The organism is Salipiger sp. D13 (assembly GCF_003703915.1).
GTDB lineage: Bacteria > Pseudomonadota > Alphaproteobacteria > Rhodobacterales > Rhodobacteraceae > Salipiger > Salipiger profundus.
The window spans coordinates 104,091-118,734 of record NZ_RAPJ01000008.1 but is presented as its reverse complement, the minus strand read 5'-3'; the positions used below and the strand labels follow the sequence as shown (position 1 = coordinate 118,734).

At 67.9% G+C, this 14,644-nt stretch carries 12 protein-coding genes; 9 read left to right on the top strand and 3 right to left on the bottom strand.

All coding sequences use genetic code 11. The features are described 5' to 3' along the window. The first annotated feature begins 115 nt into the window (after nt 1–115). From gfa to D6860_RS18395, 6 genes are all read left to right on the top strand, one after another. Nucleotides 116–742: an S-(hydroxymethyl)glutathione synthase gene (gene gfa, locus D6860_RS18420; protein WP_083697768.1), complete on the top strand. Its 627-nt coding sequence runs from the start codon at nt 116–118 to the stop codon at nt 740–742. A 122-nt stretch (nt 743–864) separates the two neighbouring features. Continuing rightward, nucleotides 865–1,590: a LuxR C-terminal-related transcriptional regulator gene (locus tag D6860_RS18415; protein ID WP_076622893.1), complete on the top strand. Its 726-nt coding sequence runs from the start codon at nt 865–867 to the stop codon at nt 1,588–1,590. A gap of 5 nt (nt 1,591–1,595) precedes the next feature. Next, nucleotides 1,596–2,753, top strand: a complete 1,158-nt coding sequence (locus D6860_RS18410; RefSeq protein WP_076622892.1) for an FIST N-terminal domain-containing protein — start codon at nt 1,596–1,598, stop codon at nt 2,751–2,753. After that, nucleotides 2,750–4,987: an ATP-binding response regulator gene (locus tag D6860_RS18405; RefSeq protein ID WP_076622891.1), complete on the top strand. Its 2,238-nt coding sequence runs from the start codon at nt 2,750–2,752 to the stop codon at nt 4,985–4,987. The genes D6860_RS18410 and D6860_RS18405 overlap by 4 nt, the downstream gene beginning before the upstream one ends. Nucleotides 4,988–5,149: 162 nt before the next feature. Further along, on the top strand, nt 5,150–5,818 hold the full coding sequence (locus D6860_RS18400) for a hypothetical protein (protein WP_076622890.1): 669 nt from the start codon (nt 5,150–5,152) through the stop codon (nt 5,816–5,818). Then, complete coding sequence (locus D6860_RS18395) at nt 5,815–6,168, top strand: hypothetical protein (protein ID WP_076622889.1); 354 nt, start codon at nt 5,815–5,817, stop codon at nt 6,166–6,168. The genes D6860_RS18400 and D6860_RS18395 overlap by 4 nt, the downstream gene beginning before the upstream one ends. A 45-nt stretch (nt 6,169–6,213) precedes the next feature. On the opposite strand, the gene D6860_RS18390 is transcribed toward D6860_RS18395, so the two are convergent. Beyond that, complete coding sequence (locus D6860_RS18390; protein WP_076622888.1) at nt 6,214–7,038, bottom strand: quinoprotein dehydrogenase-associated SoxYZ-like carrier; 825 nt, start codon at nt 7,036–7,038, stop codon at nt 6,214–6,216. Between the two features lie 127 nt (nt 7,039–7,165). Between D6860_RS18390 and D6860_RS18385 the strand changes: the two genes are divergently transcribed. After that, nucleotides 7,166–8,173, top strand: coding sequence for a quinoprotein relay system zinc metallohydrolase 2 (locus D6860_RS18385; RefSeq protein ID WP_076622887.1), 1,008 nt, complete (start codon nt 7,166–7,168; stop codon nt 8,171–8,173). 25 nt (nt 8,174–8,198) lie between these two features. Here D6860_RS18385 and D6860_RS18380 read toward each other — a convergent pair whose 3' ends face one another. Then, nucleotides 8,199–10,490: an FdhF/YdeP family oxidoreductase gene (locus D6860_RS18380; RefSeq protein WP_076622886.1), complete on the bottom strand. Its 2,292-nt coding sequence runs from the start codon at nt 10,488–10,490 to the stop codon at nt 8,199–8,201. A gap of 216 nt (nt 10,491–10,706) precedes the next feature. Here D6860_RS18380 and D6860_RS18375 point away from each other — a divergent pair, with 216 nt between their 5' ends. Continuing rightward, complete coding sequence (locus tag D6860_RS18375; RefSeq protein WP_076622885.1) at nt 10,707–11,798, top strand: carboxynorspermidine decarboxylase; 1,092 nt, start codon at nt 10,707–10,709, stop codon at nt 11,796–11,798. Between the two features lie 45 nt (nt 11,799–11,843). Next, the gene (locus tag D6860_RS18370) at nt 11,844–13,097 is read left to right on the top strand and encodes a saccharopine dehydrogenase family protein (protein ID WP_076622884.1); all 1,254 of its coding nucleotides are present in this window, start codon (nt 11,844–11,846) and stop codon (nt 13,095–13,097) included. A 469-nt stretch (nt 13,098–13,566) separates the two neighbouring features. Here D6860_RS18370 and D6860_RS18365 read toward each other — a convergent pair whose 3' ends face one another. Beyond that, nucleotides 13,567–14,643 carry an FAD-binding oxidoreductase gene (locus tag D6860_RS18365; RefSeq protein WP_076622883.1) on the bottom strand — a complete coding sequence of 359 codons (1,077 nt, stop codon included), beginning with the start codon at nt 14,641–14,643 and terminating at the stop codon, nt 13,567–13,569. Between the last annotated feature and the right edge of the window lies 1 nt (nt 14,644).

The window sequence follows — 14,644 nt, the reverse complement described above, 5'->3', positions numbered from 1 at the left end:
GAAGCGGGCCCGCATGGCCCGATACTTACGGCTGCATTGCCCGAATCCGGCCGTGGCGTCACCCTGACGCGCAGGGCGTCCTGGGAAGGGGGCGACCCTTGGAGGAGGAACAGCAATGGGAATACTCGACAAGCTCTTCGGCGGCGAGGAGGAGACCGCCGCGCCGAAATACAGCCACGTGAAGATCCATCCCCAGGTCGACAACGGCGTGAAGCCGGCGACTCCGGGGTTCTCGGGCGGCTCGCTCAAGTGCAAGTGCAGCAGTGACCCGGTGGTGGTCGTGCTGGAGGCGCAGACCGCCCACAACCACGTCTGCGGCTGCACGAAATGCTGGAAGCCCGAGGGCGCGATCTTCAGCCAGGTCGCGGTGGTCGGACGCGACAAGCTCAAGGTGACCGAGAACGCCGACAAGCTCGAGGTCGTAGACGCCTCGGCCGCCATCCAGCGCCATGCCTGCAAGGGCTGCGGGGTGCACATGTATGGCCGCATCGAGGACACCGGCCACCCGTTCCACGGGCTCGACTTCGTGCACACGGAACTGTCGCCGCAGACCGGCTGGGCGCCGGCGGAATTCGCGGCCTTCGTGTCGTCGATCATCGAATCGGGGGTCGACCCGGACCGCATGGACGAGATCCGCGGCCGCCTGCGGGAACTGGGGCTTGAGCCCTACGACTGCCTGTCGCCGCCGCTGATGGATCTCATCGCTACCCATGTGGCCAAGCAGAAAGGCGTTTTGCGCTAGACCGGGGACGGGCAGGCACCGGGGGCCGGCCCCGCGGAAACCCGCCGGAGGGGTCCGCCCCCGACAACACCATTGCGCGAACGAAATTTCCTGCGCTAACCTTATGGCGGGAGGACATTTCAATGAAAGACATGACCGACACCCCGTCGCAGGGTGCGATACGTTCTGTCGCGATCGTGGACGACCATCCGCTCTACAGCGATGCGCTCGCCGCCGCGCTGCAGCTCACCTTTCCCGAGGCGCGCGTCGAGAAGGCGCAGACGCTCGGGGCGGCGCTCGAGCTGGTCGACAGCGGCTTTGCGCCCGATCTCGTGATGTTCGACCTGAAGCTGCCGGACGTCTGCGGCATCTCGGGCTTCAAGCGGCTGCGGGCCGCGCTTCCCGACGCGCCGATCCTGGTGATCTCGTCGCTGACCTCGGCGCAGGTGGTGGAGGCGCTGATGGAGGACGGCGCCGCCGGTTTCCTGCCCAAGGACGCCTCGTCGCAGGTGCTGCGGCAGGCGCTGCGCGACATCGCGGGCGGCGGCAAATACGTCCATTCCGGCTACCGGGGCACCAGCATCACCGAGCTGCCAGACGACCGGATCGAGGAGGCCCACCCGAAGCTCGCCGAGCTGACCCCGCAGCAGCAGAAGATCATGAAGCTGATCTGCGCGGGCAAGCCGAACAAGCAGATCGCCTACGAGCTGTCGCTCGCCGAGGCCACGGTCAAGGCGCATATCACCGCGCTGCTGCGGCGGCTCGGCGTGCAGAACCGGACGCAGGCGGCGGTGCTCGTGGAAAGCGCGCAGCCGGCCACGGCGATGGGCACGGGCGAGGCCGATGCGCAGGCATTCCTGAGCCACTGACCGGAATGGCGATGGAAGGGGCGGCGCCCAGATACGTCGGAATCGCCGTCTCGCGCGAGACGAGCGCCCAAGCGGCGGTCGAGGAGGCTTTGCGCGCCGTCGACCTCGACGACACCTGTTTCCTGCTGGCGCTGGTGCCCGACGGGCTGTCGCTCGACGAGGTGGCCGCTGCGCTCGACGCGGGCGCCGGGGGCGTGCCGGTCTTCGGCTGCACCACGGCAGGCACCATCACCACCGAAGGCTACGAGACCGAGGCGCTGCTGCTGCTCGCCTTTCCGCGCGCGCACTTCCGCTGCGCCTCGATGCTGATCGCGCCGCTCAAGCCGATGTCGATGAAGGGCATCGCCCGGCAGGTCCGCAGCCACGCCGCGCAGTTCCAGCGCACGGCCGGCTGGAACCGGCTGGCGCTGATCCTTGCCGACGGGCTGTCGAAACAGGAGGATCTGCTGGTCGCCACGCTCGAGGCGGCGCTTGGCGAGGTGCCGGTATTCGGTGGCTCGGCGGGCGACAACCTTGCCTTCCGCGAGACCTTCGTGCTGCACGATGGACAGTTCCACACCAACGCCGCGCTGCTGCTGCTGCTCGAGACCGACCTCGAGTTCCGTGGCCTCGGTTTCGACCATTTCCTGCCGACCGAGCGGCAGATGGTGGTGACCAACGCCATCCCCGACGAGCGGCTGGTGCTCGAGATCAACGGCGCGCCGGCGGCGCTGGAATACGCGCGCATCGTCGGCTGCCCGGTCGAGCAGCTGTCGCCGCAGGTCTTTGCCGAGAACCCGATGCTGGTGCGGCAGAACATGAACTACCACGTGCGCGCGGTGCATGACGCGCCGGGCGCGCATGCGCTCTCGTTCCTGGGCGCGATCGACGACGGGCTGATCCTGACGCTCGGGCGCGGCAAGGAGATCATCGAGACCCTCGAGGCCGAGCTCGACGTGCGCGACGGCCGCGACGGGCAGCCTGACTTCGTGCTCGGCTTCGACTGCGTCCTGCGCAAGCTCGAGATCGAGCAGAAGCAGCTCACCGGCGAGGTGAGCGAGATCTTCCGCCGCCGCCGTGTCGTCGGGTTCAACACCTACGGCGAGCAGCATTGCGGCGTGCACGTGAACCAGACCTTCGTGGGGGTCGCCTTCTTCGAGCCGCCGCGGAGGGAGTTCGCATGATCGACCCCGAGGAGCCGCTCGAACAACAGGTCGCCCGGCAGGCAAAGATCATCGACGCGCTGATGCGCCGCGCCAACCGGCAGCACGAGGTCGGCAGCTCGGCCTATGGCGCCTTTCAGTCGGCCATCGCGCTGCAGGCGCAGGTCTGGGCCAAGACCCGCGATCTCGAACGTACCACCGACGAGCTGCGCCACGCCCGCGATGACAGCGAGCGGATGCGCAAGAACCTCGCCGACGCGCTCTCGGCGATGGACGGCGGCGTGGCGCTGTTCACCGGCGGACGGCTCGAGGTGGGCAACGACATCTTCCTGCGGCTGCTGCCCGACATCTCGGCCCGGCTGCAGCGCGGGTTGTCGGTCGAGGACTGCTTTGCCGCCATGTCCGAGAGCCGCCATCTCGTCACCGTCGAGGGCAATTTCGACGTGGCGCTGGCGCAGGCGCGGCGCAGCCGGGTGGGGGCCTCGGTCGTGTCGCTGGTGTTCGAGCTGGCAGGCGACCGCTGGTACCAGATCAACCTGCAGCGGACGAGTTCCGAGAACCTCGTGCTGTTGCTCACCGAGATCACCGCCATCGTCCGGCGCAACCGGTCGGAAAAGGAAACCCTGATCGACGCGCAGGCCGACTACCTGCAGGCGGTGTTCGAGAACATGACCTCGGGGGTGTGCACCTTCTCTCCCGAGGGCGCGGTGATGATGTACAACCAGCAGTTCCGGCAGCTGCTCGGGCTGCCCTACACGATGCTGCAGAAGGGCACCGAGCTGCAGCGGCTGCTGGATTTCGTCGCCCGCCACGAGATCATCACCGAGGCCGGCGCGCTGGAAATCGCGCAGTGGCTCGACCGGCTCGAGCGGCAGGGCCGCCTGCGCCGCCGGGTGCGCCACGCCACGGGGCGGATGCTGGACCTGCACGCGCACCGGCTGCCAGACGGCGGCGTGCTGCTCGAGCTCAAGGACGTGACGCTGGAAACCCGCGCGACCGAGATGCTCGAGAACCGCGTCGCCGAACGCACCGCCGAGCTGACCCGCGCCAACGCCCAGCTGCGCGAGCAGTTCGTCGAGATGGCCCGCGTCGAGGACGAGCTGCGGCTGGCCAAGGAACGCGCCGAGGCGGCGGTGTCGTCCAAGACCCGCTTCCTCGCGGCGGCGAGCCACGACCTGCTGCAGCCCATCAACGCCGCGAAGCTGCTGATTGCCACGCTGCGCGACAGCGCCGCCGAGACCCGATTTGCGCCGATGGTCGAGCGGCTCGACGGCTCCTTCGCCTCGATCGAGCAGCTGCTGCACTCGCTGCTGGACATCTCGCGGCTGGAAAGCGCCGACCGGGCGCTGACGCCCTCGGACGTGTGCCTCGGCACGCTGATGCGCAGCGTCTGGGAGGACCAGACACCGCTGGCGCAGCGCAAGGGGGTGCAGCTCGACGTGGTGCCAAGCATGGTCTTCGTGCGCTCGGACCCGGTCTACCTGTTGCGCTCGATCCAGAACCTGATGGTGAACGCGATCCAGTACACCCCCGCCGGCGGGCGCGTGCTGGTCGGCTGCAGGCGCCGGGGTGACCGGGTCGAGCTGCAGGTCTGGGACACCGGCGTCGGCATCTCGCGCAAGGACCAGAAGCGGATCTTCGAGGAGTTCGCCCGCGCCGAGAACGTGCCGCTGGGCTCTGGCGTCGGTCTGGGGCTGTCGATCGTCGACCGCACCTGCCGGCATCTCGGGCACAAGGTCCGGGTGCGCTCGAAACCGGGCAGCGGCTCGGTGTTCTCGATCGAGATGGAGATTGCCGCCGGTCGGCCCCCGGGTGCGCAGGAGGGCTGCGACCGGACGCCTGTCGAGGACTACGAGATGTCGCACATCGTGCTGCTGATCGAGAACGATCCAGACGTGCTCTTCGCCTTCACCGGCAAGCTCGAGCAATGGGGTGCGAGCGTGCTGGCGGCGGGCTCGACCGCCGAGGCGCTGCGCCACGTCCGCGACATGGGGATGCCGCCCGACATCATCCTCGCCGACTACCAGCTCGACGACGGCGACACCGGCGACCGCGCCATCGCGGCGGTGCGCGCGCTGTCGGGGGTGCGGGTGCCGGCGATCATGATCACCGCCGACCGCAGCAACGAGCTTCTGAAGACCGGCGCGCGCGAGGGGTTCTCGGTGCTGACGAAACCGGTGCAGCTGTCGCGGCTGCGCCCGCTCATCGAGTGGAAGATCCGCTGGCAGGCGCCGGAAGAGGCGGCGGCGGAGTGAGACCCCCTCGCGCGTCGGGCCGGGGGGCCAGCCCCCCGGACCCCCCGGGATATTTCCGGCCAGAAGAAACGCCGGGCGCGGCGCGTCTGGCGGGCACCGACAAAAGTCGGCAATGACAGCCGTGGTGGGGGGAATAGGCTGGCGTCAGGGAGGATTCTACACATGCGCAAGACATTGGCTTTGATGGCGGCGGTGGCCTGTCTCGCCCTGCCCGCGGCGGCGGCGACGACGGAGGCCACGCAGACCTACGACCTGCTGTTCAAGGAGGGCACGCTCGACGACGTTCGGCGCGACGAGGTGCTGCACTATACCCGCACCGTGACCAATGCCGCCAAGCCCGAAGCCGCGGAACGCGACACCGGCGAGATCGCGCTGTCGTTCACCGAGGGCGAGGCCGTGCTCGCCAACCTGCAGTTCCTGCAGGACGGCAAGCACCGCAACCTCGGCAGCTTTCCGGCGAGCGTCGGCAACCCGATGATCATGTACTTCTACGAGAGCGTGATCCGCGACATGGCCGAGACCGCCGGGGGCTCTCCCTTCTACATCCGCAACCGGGTGAAGGAGGCGCTGGTCCGTCCCGCCGACATCGAGGAGGGTGAGGCCCGGATCGGTGGCGAGATGCGCCCGGTGCGCACGGTCACGCTGCGTCCGTTTTCCGACGATCCGAACCGCGACCGGATGCAGGGGTTCGGTGATCTCGAGATGCGTGTCACGATGTCCGAGGCGGTGCCCGGCTGGTACGTGAGCCTCGTGGCCGAGGCGCCGAAGGTCGGTGGCGATCCGGAGGGCTACGTTTCGGAGCTGCGTTTCGACACGGTGGCGGCGGAATGATCCGCGCGCTGCTTGTCTGCGCCGCGACGCTCGCGCCGGGGATGGCCGCGGCGCAGAGCGTGGCCGAGCGGCTCAACGACTACCCGACCGAGGCGCGGGCCGACTACGTCTTCGGCTGCATGGCGGCCAACGGCCAGAGCCGCCAGGCGCTGCGGCAGTGTTCCTGCTCGATCGACGAGATCGCCTCGATCCTGCCCTACGAGGCCTACGTCGAGGCGGAGACCGTGCTGTCGATGCGGCTCACCGGCGGCGAGCGCATGGCGGTGTTCAACAGCGCCGTGGCGGCGAACGATCTTGTCGTGGCGCTGCGCCGGGCGCAGGCCGAGGCCGAGGTGGTCTGTTTCTTCTGAGCCGATGCCGGGACGGGTGGGCAGGGAGTGCCCACCCTACCTGGGTCAACCGCCGGCCTTGGGCAGGACCGTCTCGAAGCGGTTGCCCTCGGTGTCGGTGGCCCGGACCGTCAGCGCCGGGGCGCCGTTGTCGTCGTAGGAAAAGCGGAAGGCCGGGTTCTCGCTGATCGAGATCCCGCCATCCATGGCGAAGAGCTGCTCCTCGCCCTGCCAGACCTCGAGGTGATCGATGAAATGCGCGGGGATGAAGAGCTGGGTGATCTGGTCGCGCTGCAGACCCGAGTAGTTCGGGTGGCGGACCATGATCTGCGCCTCGCGCCGGGGTGTCGACATGGCCGGTTCCGCGGCAGGCTCCTGGCCGAAGAGGCGCAGCCTCATCTGTCCCATGCCCGCGAGCGCCTGCTCCGGGTCCTTCGTGGCCGGCGCCGAGCAGCCGCCCGAGGCCTTCACGAAGCGCCCGTCCATCCGCAGCCCCCCCGGCGTGTCGGCGATGACGCGCACGTTGGAATACTGGTTCACCCGCACCCGAAACTCGAAGTCGAGCGGCGCCATCGCCTCGGAAAAGGTGAAGGTGCCGGCCACCGGCGCGGGGTTCTCGTCGATCACCACCGTCGCGGCGCGGATCGGCACCGACGGATCGGCCTGCACGATCCGCAGCGGCACCGTGGCGGCGTCCTCGGCGCGGTAGGGGGCGTCGAGCGTGAACAGCCCGTCGGCGGCGGGTATCGGCGTGTCCTGCCCGGTGACGTCGGCGCGCAGGCTGTCCCACGTCGGGCTGTCGGTCAGCGGGTTGGGGGTGTCGGCGGCCTTGAGCGGCGACGCCAGAAGCGCCGCTGCCAGCAGGGCCGCGGTCAGGGATCGATGGTCCATGCTCCTCCTCCTCGCATGGTCTGAGGGCTTTAGTATGCCAGAGACGGGTGCCGCGCGATACCGCGCCCATCGTCGGTGTGGATCAGCTTTCCGCGCGGGAGGAGGCTGCTGGAGAGGAGGGCCCGACATGTTCGAAGCGGTGATGATGCTGTGCGCGACGTTGGCGGAGGGCGAGGCCTGTCGCGAGGCGCTGGTGCCGGGCTACGCCACCGGGACCCGCGCGGCCTGCGAGGCGGGCCTGCGCGCGCGCCCGGTCGAGGGGGCAGCCTGCGCGCAGGCCGGGCCGGTGCTGCCGGTGATCGAGGCGGCGCCGGGGGTCTACGTGCACACGGGCGCCATCGCCGAGCCGGATGCCGCGAACCACGGCGACGTGTCGAACCTTGGCTTCGTGGTGGGCGAGACCGCCATCGCGGTGATCGACAGCGGCGGCTCGGCGCAGGTCGGGGAAGCGCTGTGGCGGGCGATCCGCGTCCGCAGCGACCTGCCGGTGACACATGTCATCCTGACGCACATGCACCCGGACCACGTCTTCGGGGCCGGTGTCTTCGCGGGGGCCGAGGTCGTCGGTCATGCGGGGCTGCAGCGGGCGCTGGCGGAGCGGCGGGAGAGCTACCTCGAGAGCTTCTCGCGGCTCATCGGGCCCGGGGCGTTTCTCGGCAGCGACGTGCCGCAGGTGGATCGAGGCATCGAGGACGTGGCCGAGATCGATCTTGGGGGGCGGGCGCTGCGGCTGCGCGCCTGGCCGCTGGCGCACACCGGCACAGACCTGACCGTGTTCGACGCGCAAACCGGCACGCTGTTCGCCGGTGATCTGGTGTTCGACCGCCATGCGCCAGCGCTGGACGGCTCGCTGCGCGGATGGCAGGCGGTTCTGGACGACATGGCGAAGATCGAGGCGGACCGGATGATTCCGGGACACGGGGGGCCTGTGATGGGCTGGCCCGAGGGTGCGGCGCCGCTCAAGCGCTACCTCGACACGCTGGCGCGCGATACGCGCAAGGCGCTGGACGAGGGCGCGCGCCTGTCGGAGGCGGTGGGACGCATCGCGGCGGAGGAAGCCGACGACTGGTCACTGTTCGAGGCCTACAACCCGCGCAACGCCACGGTGGCCTTTACCGAACTCGAGTGGGAGTAGGGCGGCGCACGGCCGCCCTTGGCACCTAGGCCACGATGCGCACCGGGGTGCCCTTGTATGCCGGGGTCTGCGAGTTTTTCTCGTGGTAGCTGAGCGGCACCAGCGGGTTGAGCTCGGGGTAGTAGCCCGCGACGCAGCCCGGCGGCAGATCGTAGGAGGTCACGGTGAGCCCTTCGACCCGGCGGTTGACACCGTCGTCGATCAGCGTTTCCAACGCGACGCGCTGACCCTCTTCGAGGCCCAGGCGCTCGATTTCGGCGGGGTGGATCAGCACCACCTCGCGGCCACCGGACAGGCCGCGGAGCCGGTCGGAGAAGCCGTAGATCGTGGTGTTGAACTGGTCGTTCGAGCGCAGCGTCACCAGTGTCATGCCGTCCTTGCCGGCAGGCTTCCCGCCGAGTGCAGACAGCGTCGTCGGCGTGGTGAACTGCGCCTTGCCGCTGTCGGTCTGCCAGTTGCGTTCGCGCGCCGGGTTGCCGCGGTAGAAGCCGCCGGGCTGCATCAGCTTCTCGTTCATCTCCGCGAAGTCATCGGGAAACGTCCTGGCGATGAGCGCGCGCACGAGGTCGTAGTTCGCCGTCCACTCGTCCCAGCGGAGCGCGGGGTTCGGCGGCGGCGTTGCCTTGGCGATGCCGGCGACGACGGCCAGCTCGGATTTCACCTGATCGGACGGCGGCTCGGCCTGCCCGATGGAGCCGTAGATGTGGCTGAAGGTGTCTTCCATCGACACTGCCTGTTCGCCGCCCGCCTGGATGTCGCGGTCGGTGCGGCCGAGGCAGGGCAGAATGTAGCTGACCTTCCCGGGCGCGAGATGCGAGCGGTTGAGCTTTGTGGCCACATGCACCGAGAGCCGCAGCTTGGGCCAGGCAGCCTCCATCCGCTCGCGGTCGGGCAGGGCGCGCACGAGGTTGCCGCCGAGCGAGATCATCGCCTTCACCCGGCCGTCGAGGATGCCCTCGCAGGCGTGCACCGCGTTCAGGCCTTCCTCGGTGGGGGCGTCGATGCCGAACAGCTCCTTGAGCTTGTCGGCGGGCATGTGCGCGGATTTCTCGCCCACGCCCACGGTGCGCTGGCCCTGCACGTTGGAGTGTCCGCGCACCGGCGAGATGCCGGCGCCGAGCTTGCCGATGTTGCCGCGCATGAGCAGCAGGTTCACCAGCATCCCGAGGTTGAGCCAGCCATTGACGTGCTGGGTCAGCCCCATGCCGTAAATGCCGATGGCACGGTCGGCCGACAGGTAGACCTCGGCGGCCTCTTCGATCATCGCGCGGGTGAGACCCGACTCCGCCTCGATCTCGGTCCAGTCGGTGGCGCGGATGCGGGCGGCGGTCTCGTCGAAGCCGGTGGTCTCGGCGGCGATGAAGTCCTGGTCGAGCACGGTGCCGGGCGCCGCGTCCTCGGCGGCAAGCACGCATTTCATCAGGCCCGCCATCGCCGCGATGTCACCGCCCGGCTTCACCTGGTAGTAATGGTCCGAGATGGTCGTGGGGCCGCTTACCGTCATCTGCGCCGGGCTCTGCGGGTCGGCGAACTCGATCAGCCCGCGCTCGCGCACCGGGTTGAAGGTGACGATCTTGCAGCCCCGGTCCACGGCCTCCTTCAGCACGTGCAGGAAGCGTGGTGAGTTGCTGCCGGTGTTCTGACCGAAGAAGAAGATCGTGTCGCAGTGGTCGAAATCCTCGAGCGTGCAGGTGCCGACCGGCGTGCCGATCGCCGCCTTGAGGTTCACGCTCGTGGTCTCGTGGCACATGTTCGACGATTGCGGCAGGTTCTGGTGCCCCATGGCGCGGGCGAAGAGCGCGTAGAGATACGATGCCTCGAGCCCGGCGTGGCCGGAGGCATAGAACACCGCCTCCTTCGGGGACATCGCCGCCAGCTCGCGGCCGATCTCGGCAAAGGCCTCGTCCCAGGAGACCGGCTTGTAATGGCCGCTCCCGGGATCGTAGCGCATCGGTTCGGTCAGCCGGCCCGAGCTTTCGAGGTCATGGTCGTGCCAGCCGCGCAGCGTCTCCACGCTGTGCTCGGCGAAGAACTCTGCACCGACGCGGCGGCGGTCGAGTTCCCACAGCGTCGCCTTGGCGCCGTTCTCGCAGAACTCGAAGGTGTTGGGCTTGGCAGGCTTCGCCCATGCGCAGGATGAACACATGACGCCGCCGGGTTTGTTGAGGCCGCCAAGGATCTTCATTGCCACCGCCGAGGGTTTCGCTTCACCGGTGATGCGCGCGACCCCCTTGAGCGATCCCCAGCCACCGGCCGGCGCGCCGTCGAACGGGGTGTCGGGATCCTGCTGCGTGGCGTTGTACGGATGGTCCTCCATGGGGGTCTCCTCTGGCAAAGAACGAGTCTCAACCGGCCAGCGGAGCAAGTGTTCCTCGGGGGATGTTCACATCTTGCGCCGCCTGAAGCGCGATACCGGGCAGGTCGCGGAGGTTGACCATTGCGACAGGGGGCGTCACGCTCTATGTGCCCAAGGCGACGCCCGCCCCGCCCATGCATCCTCCCGGTTTTCCCCCGAGACAAGGTTCCGACGCGAATGCAGACGCCCTACTACCTCATCGACAAGTCCCGCCTTCTGCCGAACATGGAAAAGATCGCCTGGCTGCGCGAACAGTCCGGCGCCAAGGCGCTGCTGGCGCTGAAGTGTTTCGCGACGTGGTCGGTCTTCGACATGATGAGCGAATACATGGATGGCACGACCTCGTCGTCGCTGTTCGAGGTGAAGCTGGGGCGCGAGAAATTCCCGGGCGAGACGCACGCCTATTCCGTCGCCTGGGCCCCGCACGAGATCGACGAGGTGCTCGCCTCGTCCGACAAGGTGATCTTCAACACCGCGCAGCAGCTTGCGCGCTTCGAGGAGGTCAGCCGCGACCACACCCGTGGCCTGCGGGTAAACCCCGGCGTCTCGACCTCCGGCTTCGACCTTGCCGACCCGGCGCGCCCCTTCTCGCGGCTGGGCGAGCACGCGCCCGAGGATATCGAGCCCGTGGCCGAGCTCATCAGCGGCTTCATGTTCCACAACAACTGCGAGAACGACAGCTTCGAGCGGTTCGACGAGATGCTGGGTCAGATCGAGGCGCGCTTCGGGTCTCTCATCAAGCGGATGAACTGGATCTCGCTCGGTGGCGGCATCCATTTCACCGGCGAGGGTTACCCGCTCGACAAGCTCGCCGAGCGGCTCAAGCGCTTCGCGGGCGAAAACGAGGTGCAGGTCTACCTCGAGCCCGGCGAGGCGGCGATCACCAGGTCGACCACGCTCGAGGTCACGGTCCTGGATACGCTGTTCAACGGCAAGAACCTCGCCATCGTCGACAGCTCGATCGAGGCGCACATGCTCGACCTGCTGATCTACCGCGAGAGCGCGAAGATGGCCGAGAGCGGTGACCAGGAGTGGATGATCTGCGGCAAGTCCTGCCTGGCCGGGGATATCTTCGGCGAGTTCCGCTTCCCCAAGGCGCTGGCTGCCGGCGACCGGCTGAGCATCGAGGATGCCGCCGGTTACACGATGGTCAAGAAGAACTGGTTCAACGGCGTCCAGATGCCCTCCATCGCGATCCGGGAGCTGGACGGCACCGAGCGGCTTGTGAAAGCCTTCACCTACGACGATTTCGCGGCTGCCCTGTCGTGAGCTGACCGCCCCGCAACGGGCATCACCATCAAAGGGGGTTCTGACTTGAAGAAGAACGTTCTCATCATCGGCGCCGGTGGCGTCGCGCAAGTGGTGGCGCACAAGTGTGCCCAGAACAACGACGTGCTGGGGGATCTCCACATCGCCAGCCGGACGAAATCCAAGTGCGACGAGATCATCGCCAGCGTCCGTGACAAGGGGGCGATGAAGGTCGACGGCGTGTTCGAGGCCCATGCGGTCGACGCCACGAAGTCCGAAGAGGTCGCCCGCGTCATCCGCGAGACCGGCGCCGAAATCGTCATCAACGTGGGCACCGCCTTCGTGAACATGCACGTGCTCGACGCCTGCATCGAGACCGGCGCCGCCTACATCGACACCGCGATCCACGAAGAGCCCGACAAGATCTGCGAGACGCCGCCGTGGTATGCCAACTACGAGTGGAAGAAACGCGACCTCTGCGCCGAAAAGGGCGTGACGGCGATCCTCGGCGCGGGCTTCGACCCGGGCGTGGTGAACGCCTATGCGCGCTTTGCCATCGACCAGATGGACGAGGTGAAGAGCATCGACATCGTCGACATCAACGCGGGCTCGCACGGCAAGTATTTCGCGACGAACTTCGACCCCGAGATCAACTTCCGCGAGTTCACCGGCACCGTCTACTACTGGGAAGACCAGACGTGGAAAGAGCTGTCGATGTTCGAGAGCGGCAAGACATGGGATCTGCCGGTGGTCGGCCCGTCCAAGGCCTACCAGTCGGGCCATGACGAGGTGCACTCGCTGGCGACCAACTACCCCGAGGCCGACGTGCGGTTCTGGATGGGTTTCGGTGACCACTACATCAACGTGTTCACCGTGCTGAAGAACATCGGACTGCTGTCCGAGCAGCCGGTGACCACCGCCGAAGGCCAGGAGGTCGTGCCGCTCAAGGTGGTGAAGGCCTGCCTGCCCGATCCCGCCTCGCTGGCGCCGGACTACACCGGCAAGACCTGCATCGGCGATCTCGTGACGGGGACCAAGGACGGCGAGCCGGTCGAGCTCTTCGTCTACAACGTCGCGGATCACAAGGAAGCCTACGAGGAAGTGGGCAGCCAGGGCATCTCCTACACCGCGGGTGTGCCGCCGGTCGCCGCCGCGATGCTGATCGCCTCGGGCGAGTGGGACGCGAAGACCATGAAGAACGTCGAGGAGATGGACCCCAAGCCGTTCTTCACCATCCTTGACCGGATCGGCCTGCCGACCCGCGTGCAGAAGGGCGGTCTTGGCGGCGAGGACATGGCCTGGACCGAACTCGGCGCCTGAGCCGCGGGCGCTTTCGCCCGGCGGAGGTCTCCGGCGGGCGAACGGGACGCCTCCATGATTTGCTGATGCTACGGGAAACGCTCTCGCAGGGAACTGCGGGGGCGTTTTCGGTTCCCGGGCAGCCCTCGCGCAGCGGCCTGGTGCGTCCGGGAGGTCAGCGGTGGAGTGGCAAGGGTGGTCGGTCCGCCGGGAGGAGGAGGGGCGGACCGACCTGAGATACGGATGGTGCCATAAGGGAGAAGGCCATCCGCTCATTCACCGATTGTCTGCGCGACATACGCATGTCATCGGGCTTCTGTTCCGAGAGTAATATCGGTCAGGACCGAAACAAGACGCGGCACCGCAGAAATTGCCGAAAGCCACGCGGGTGCGACCAAATGGCATATCCGGCGCTTATCATTTGAGCGCAAATGGTCCGGCTTGGGGCAGCGGCTTCGGCAGCGCTGCAAAATGCGCGCTGCCGAAGGGATTAAAGGTCGAGCGAGACCTTGCCGCGCGGGTTCGAGCAGCAGGCGAGGATGTAGCCCTCTTCGATCTCGTCCTCGGTGATGCCGCCGTTGTGCACCATGTGCACATCGCCGCCGGTCTTCTTCACCTTGCAGGTGCCGCAGACGCCGAACGTGCAGCCCGAGGGGATCGCGACCCCGGCAGAGCGCGCCGCCGCGAGGACGGTGTCTGTCTCGGGGCAGGTGGCCGTGACGCCGGAAATCTCGAAGGCGATCTCGGCCTGCACGTTCTCTTCCGGCAGGTCGTCCTCGGGGACGGGGGCCTCGACCAGCTCGGGCCCAGGGGTGCCCGGCGCGGTGAAGCTTTCCTGGTGGTAGTGCTCCATGTCGAAGCCGAGACCCGCCAGCGCCTCGCGCACCGCCTGCATGAAGGGCTCGGGGCCGCAGCAGAAAACCTCGCGCTCGAGGTAGTCGGGCGCCATGAGGCCAAGCATCAGCTGGTTGAACTGGCCCTGGTAGCCGGTCCAGGGCTGGTACTTGTCGGGCGCCTCGACCACCCAGCGCAGCTCGATTCCCTCCATCCGCGAGGCGATATGTTCCAGCCGCTCGCGGAAGATGATCTCTGACGGGCGCCGGGCACAGTTCACGAAGACGATGTCGCAGGCCCGGCCGCGATCGTAGAAATCGGTGGTCATCGACATCATCGGGGTGATGCCGGAGCCCGCCGAGATGAAGAGGTGCTTCTTCGCCGGGTGTTCGGTCGCCGTGAAGCGGCCCGCCGGCCCCAGCGCCTTGAGGGTCATGCCGGGGCGCAGGTTGTCCATGATCCAGCGTGTGCCGATGCTGTCGGCCTGCGCCTTCATGGTGATCGTCAGCGACAGCGGGCGCGAGGGCGACGAAGAGATCGTGTAGGTGCGGTAGAGCGGCCCTCCGGGCACCGGCAGCTCGAGCGTGACGAACTGCCCGGCGCGGAAGCCGAACGGGCGCCCGGACGGCGCCTGGAAGCACACGGTGATGACGTTCGGGGTCTCCGGCAGGATCGAGACGCACTCCAGCGGCTCGTCGTCGGTCCAGACGGCGGCGGTCTTGCTTGCGGCCATC

Bases quoted from the DNA above. Each gene is read 5' to 3' on its own strand.
- gfa (WP_083697768.1), top strand. From the start codon at position 116: ATGGGAATACTCGACAAGCTCTTCGGCGGCGAGGAGGAGACCGCCGCG.
- D6860_RS18415 (WP_076622893.1), top strand. From the start codon at position 865: ATGAAAGACATGACCGACACCCCGTCGCAGGGTGCGATACGTTCTGTC.
- D6860_RS18410 (WP_076622892.1), top strand. From the start codon at position 1,596: ATGGCGATGGAAGGGGCGGCGCCCAGATACGTCGGAATCGCCGTCTCG.
- D6860_RS18405 (WP_076622891.1), top strand. From the start codon at position 2,750: ATGATCGACCCCGAGGAGCCGCTCGAACAACAGGTCGCCCGGCAGGCA.
- D6860_RS18400 (WP_076622890.1), top strand. From the start codon at position 5,150: ATGCGCAAGACATTGGCTTTGATGGCGGCGGTGGCCTGTCTCGCCCTG.
- D6860_RS18395 (WP_076622889.1), top strand. From the start codon at position 5,815: ATGATCCGCGCGCTGCTTGTCTGCGCCGCGACGCTCGCGCCGGGGATG.
- D6860_RS18390 (WP_076622888.1), bottom strand. From the start codon at position 7,038: ATGGACCATCGATCCCTGACCGCGGCCCTGCTGGCAGCGGCGCTTCTG.
- D6860_RS18385 (WP_076622887.1), top strand. From the start codon at position 7,166: ATGTTCGAAGCGGTGATGATGCTGTGCGCGACGTTGGCGGAGGGCGAG.
- D6860_RS18380 (WP_076622886.1), bottom strand. From the start codon at position 10,490: ATGGAGGACCATCCGTACAACGCCACGCAGCAGGATCCCGACACCCCG.
- D6860_RS18375 (WP_076622885.1), top strand. From the start codon at position 10,707: ATGCAGACGCCCTACTACCTCATCGACAAGTCCCGCCTTCTGCCGAAC.
- D6860_RS18365 (WP_076622883.1), bottom strand. From the start codon at position 14,643: ATGGCCGCAAGCAAGACCGCCGCCGTCTGGACCGACGACGAGCCGCTG.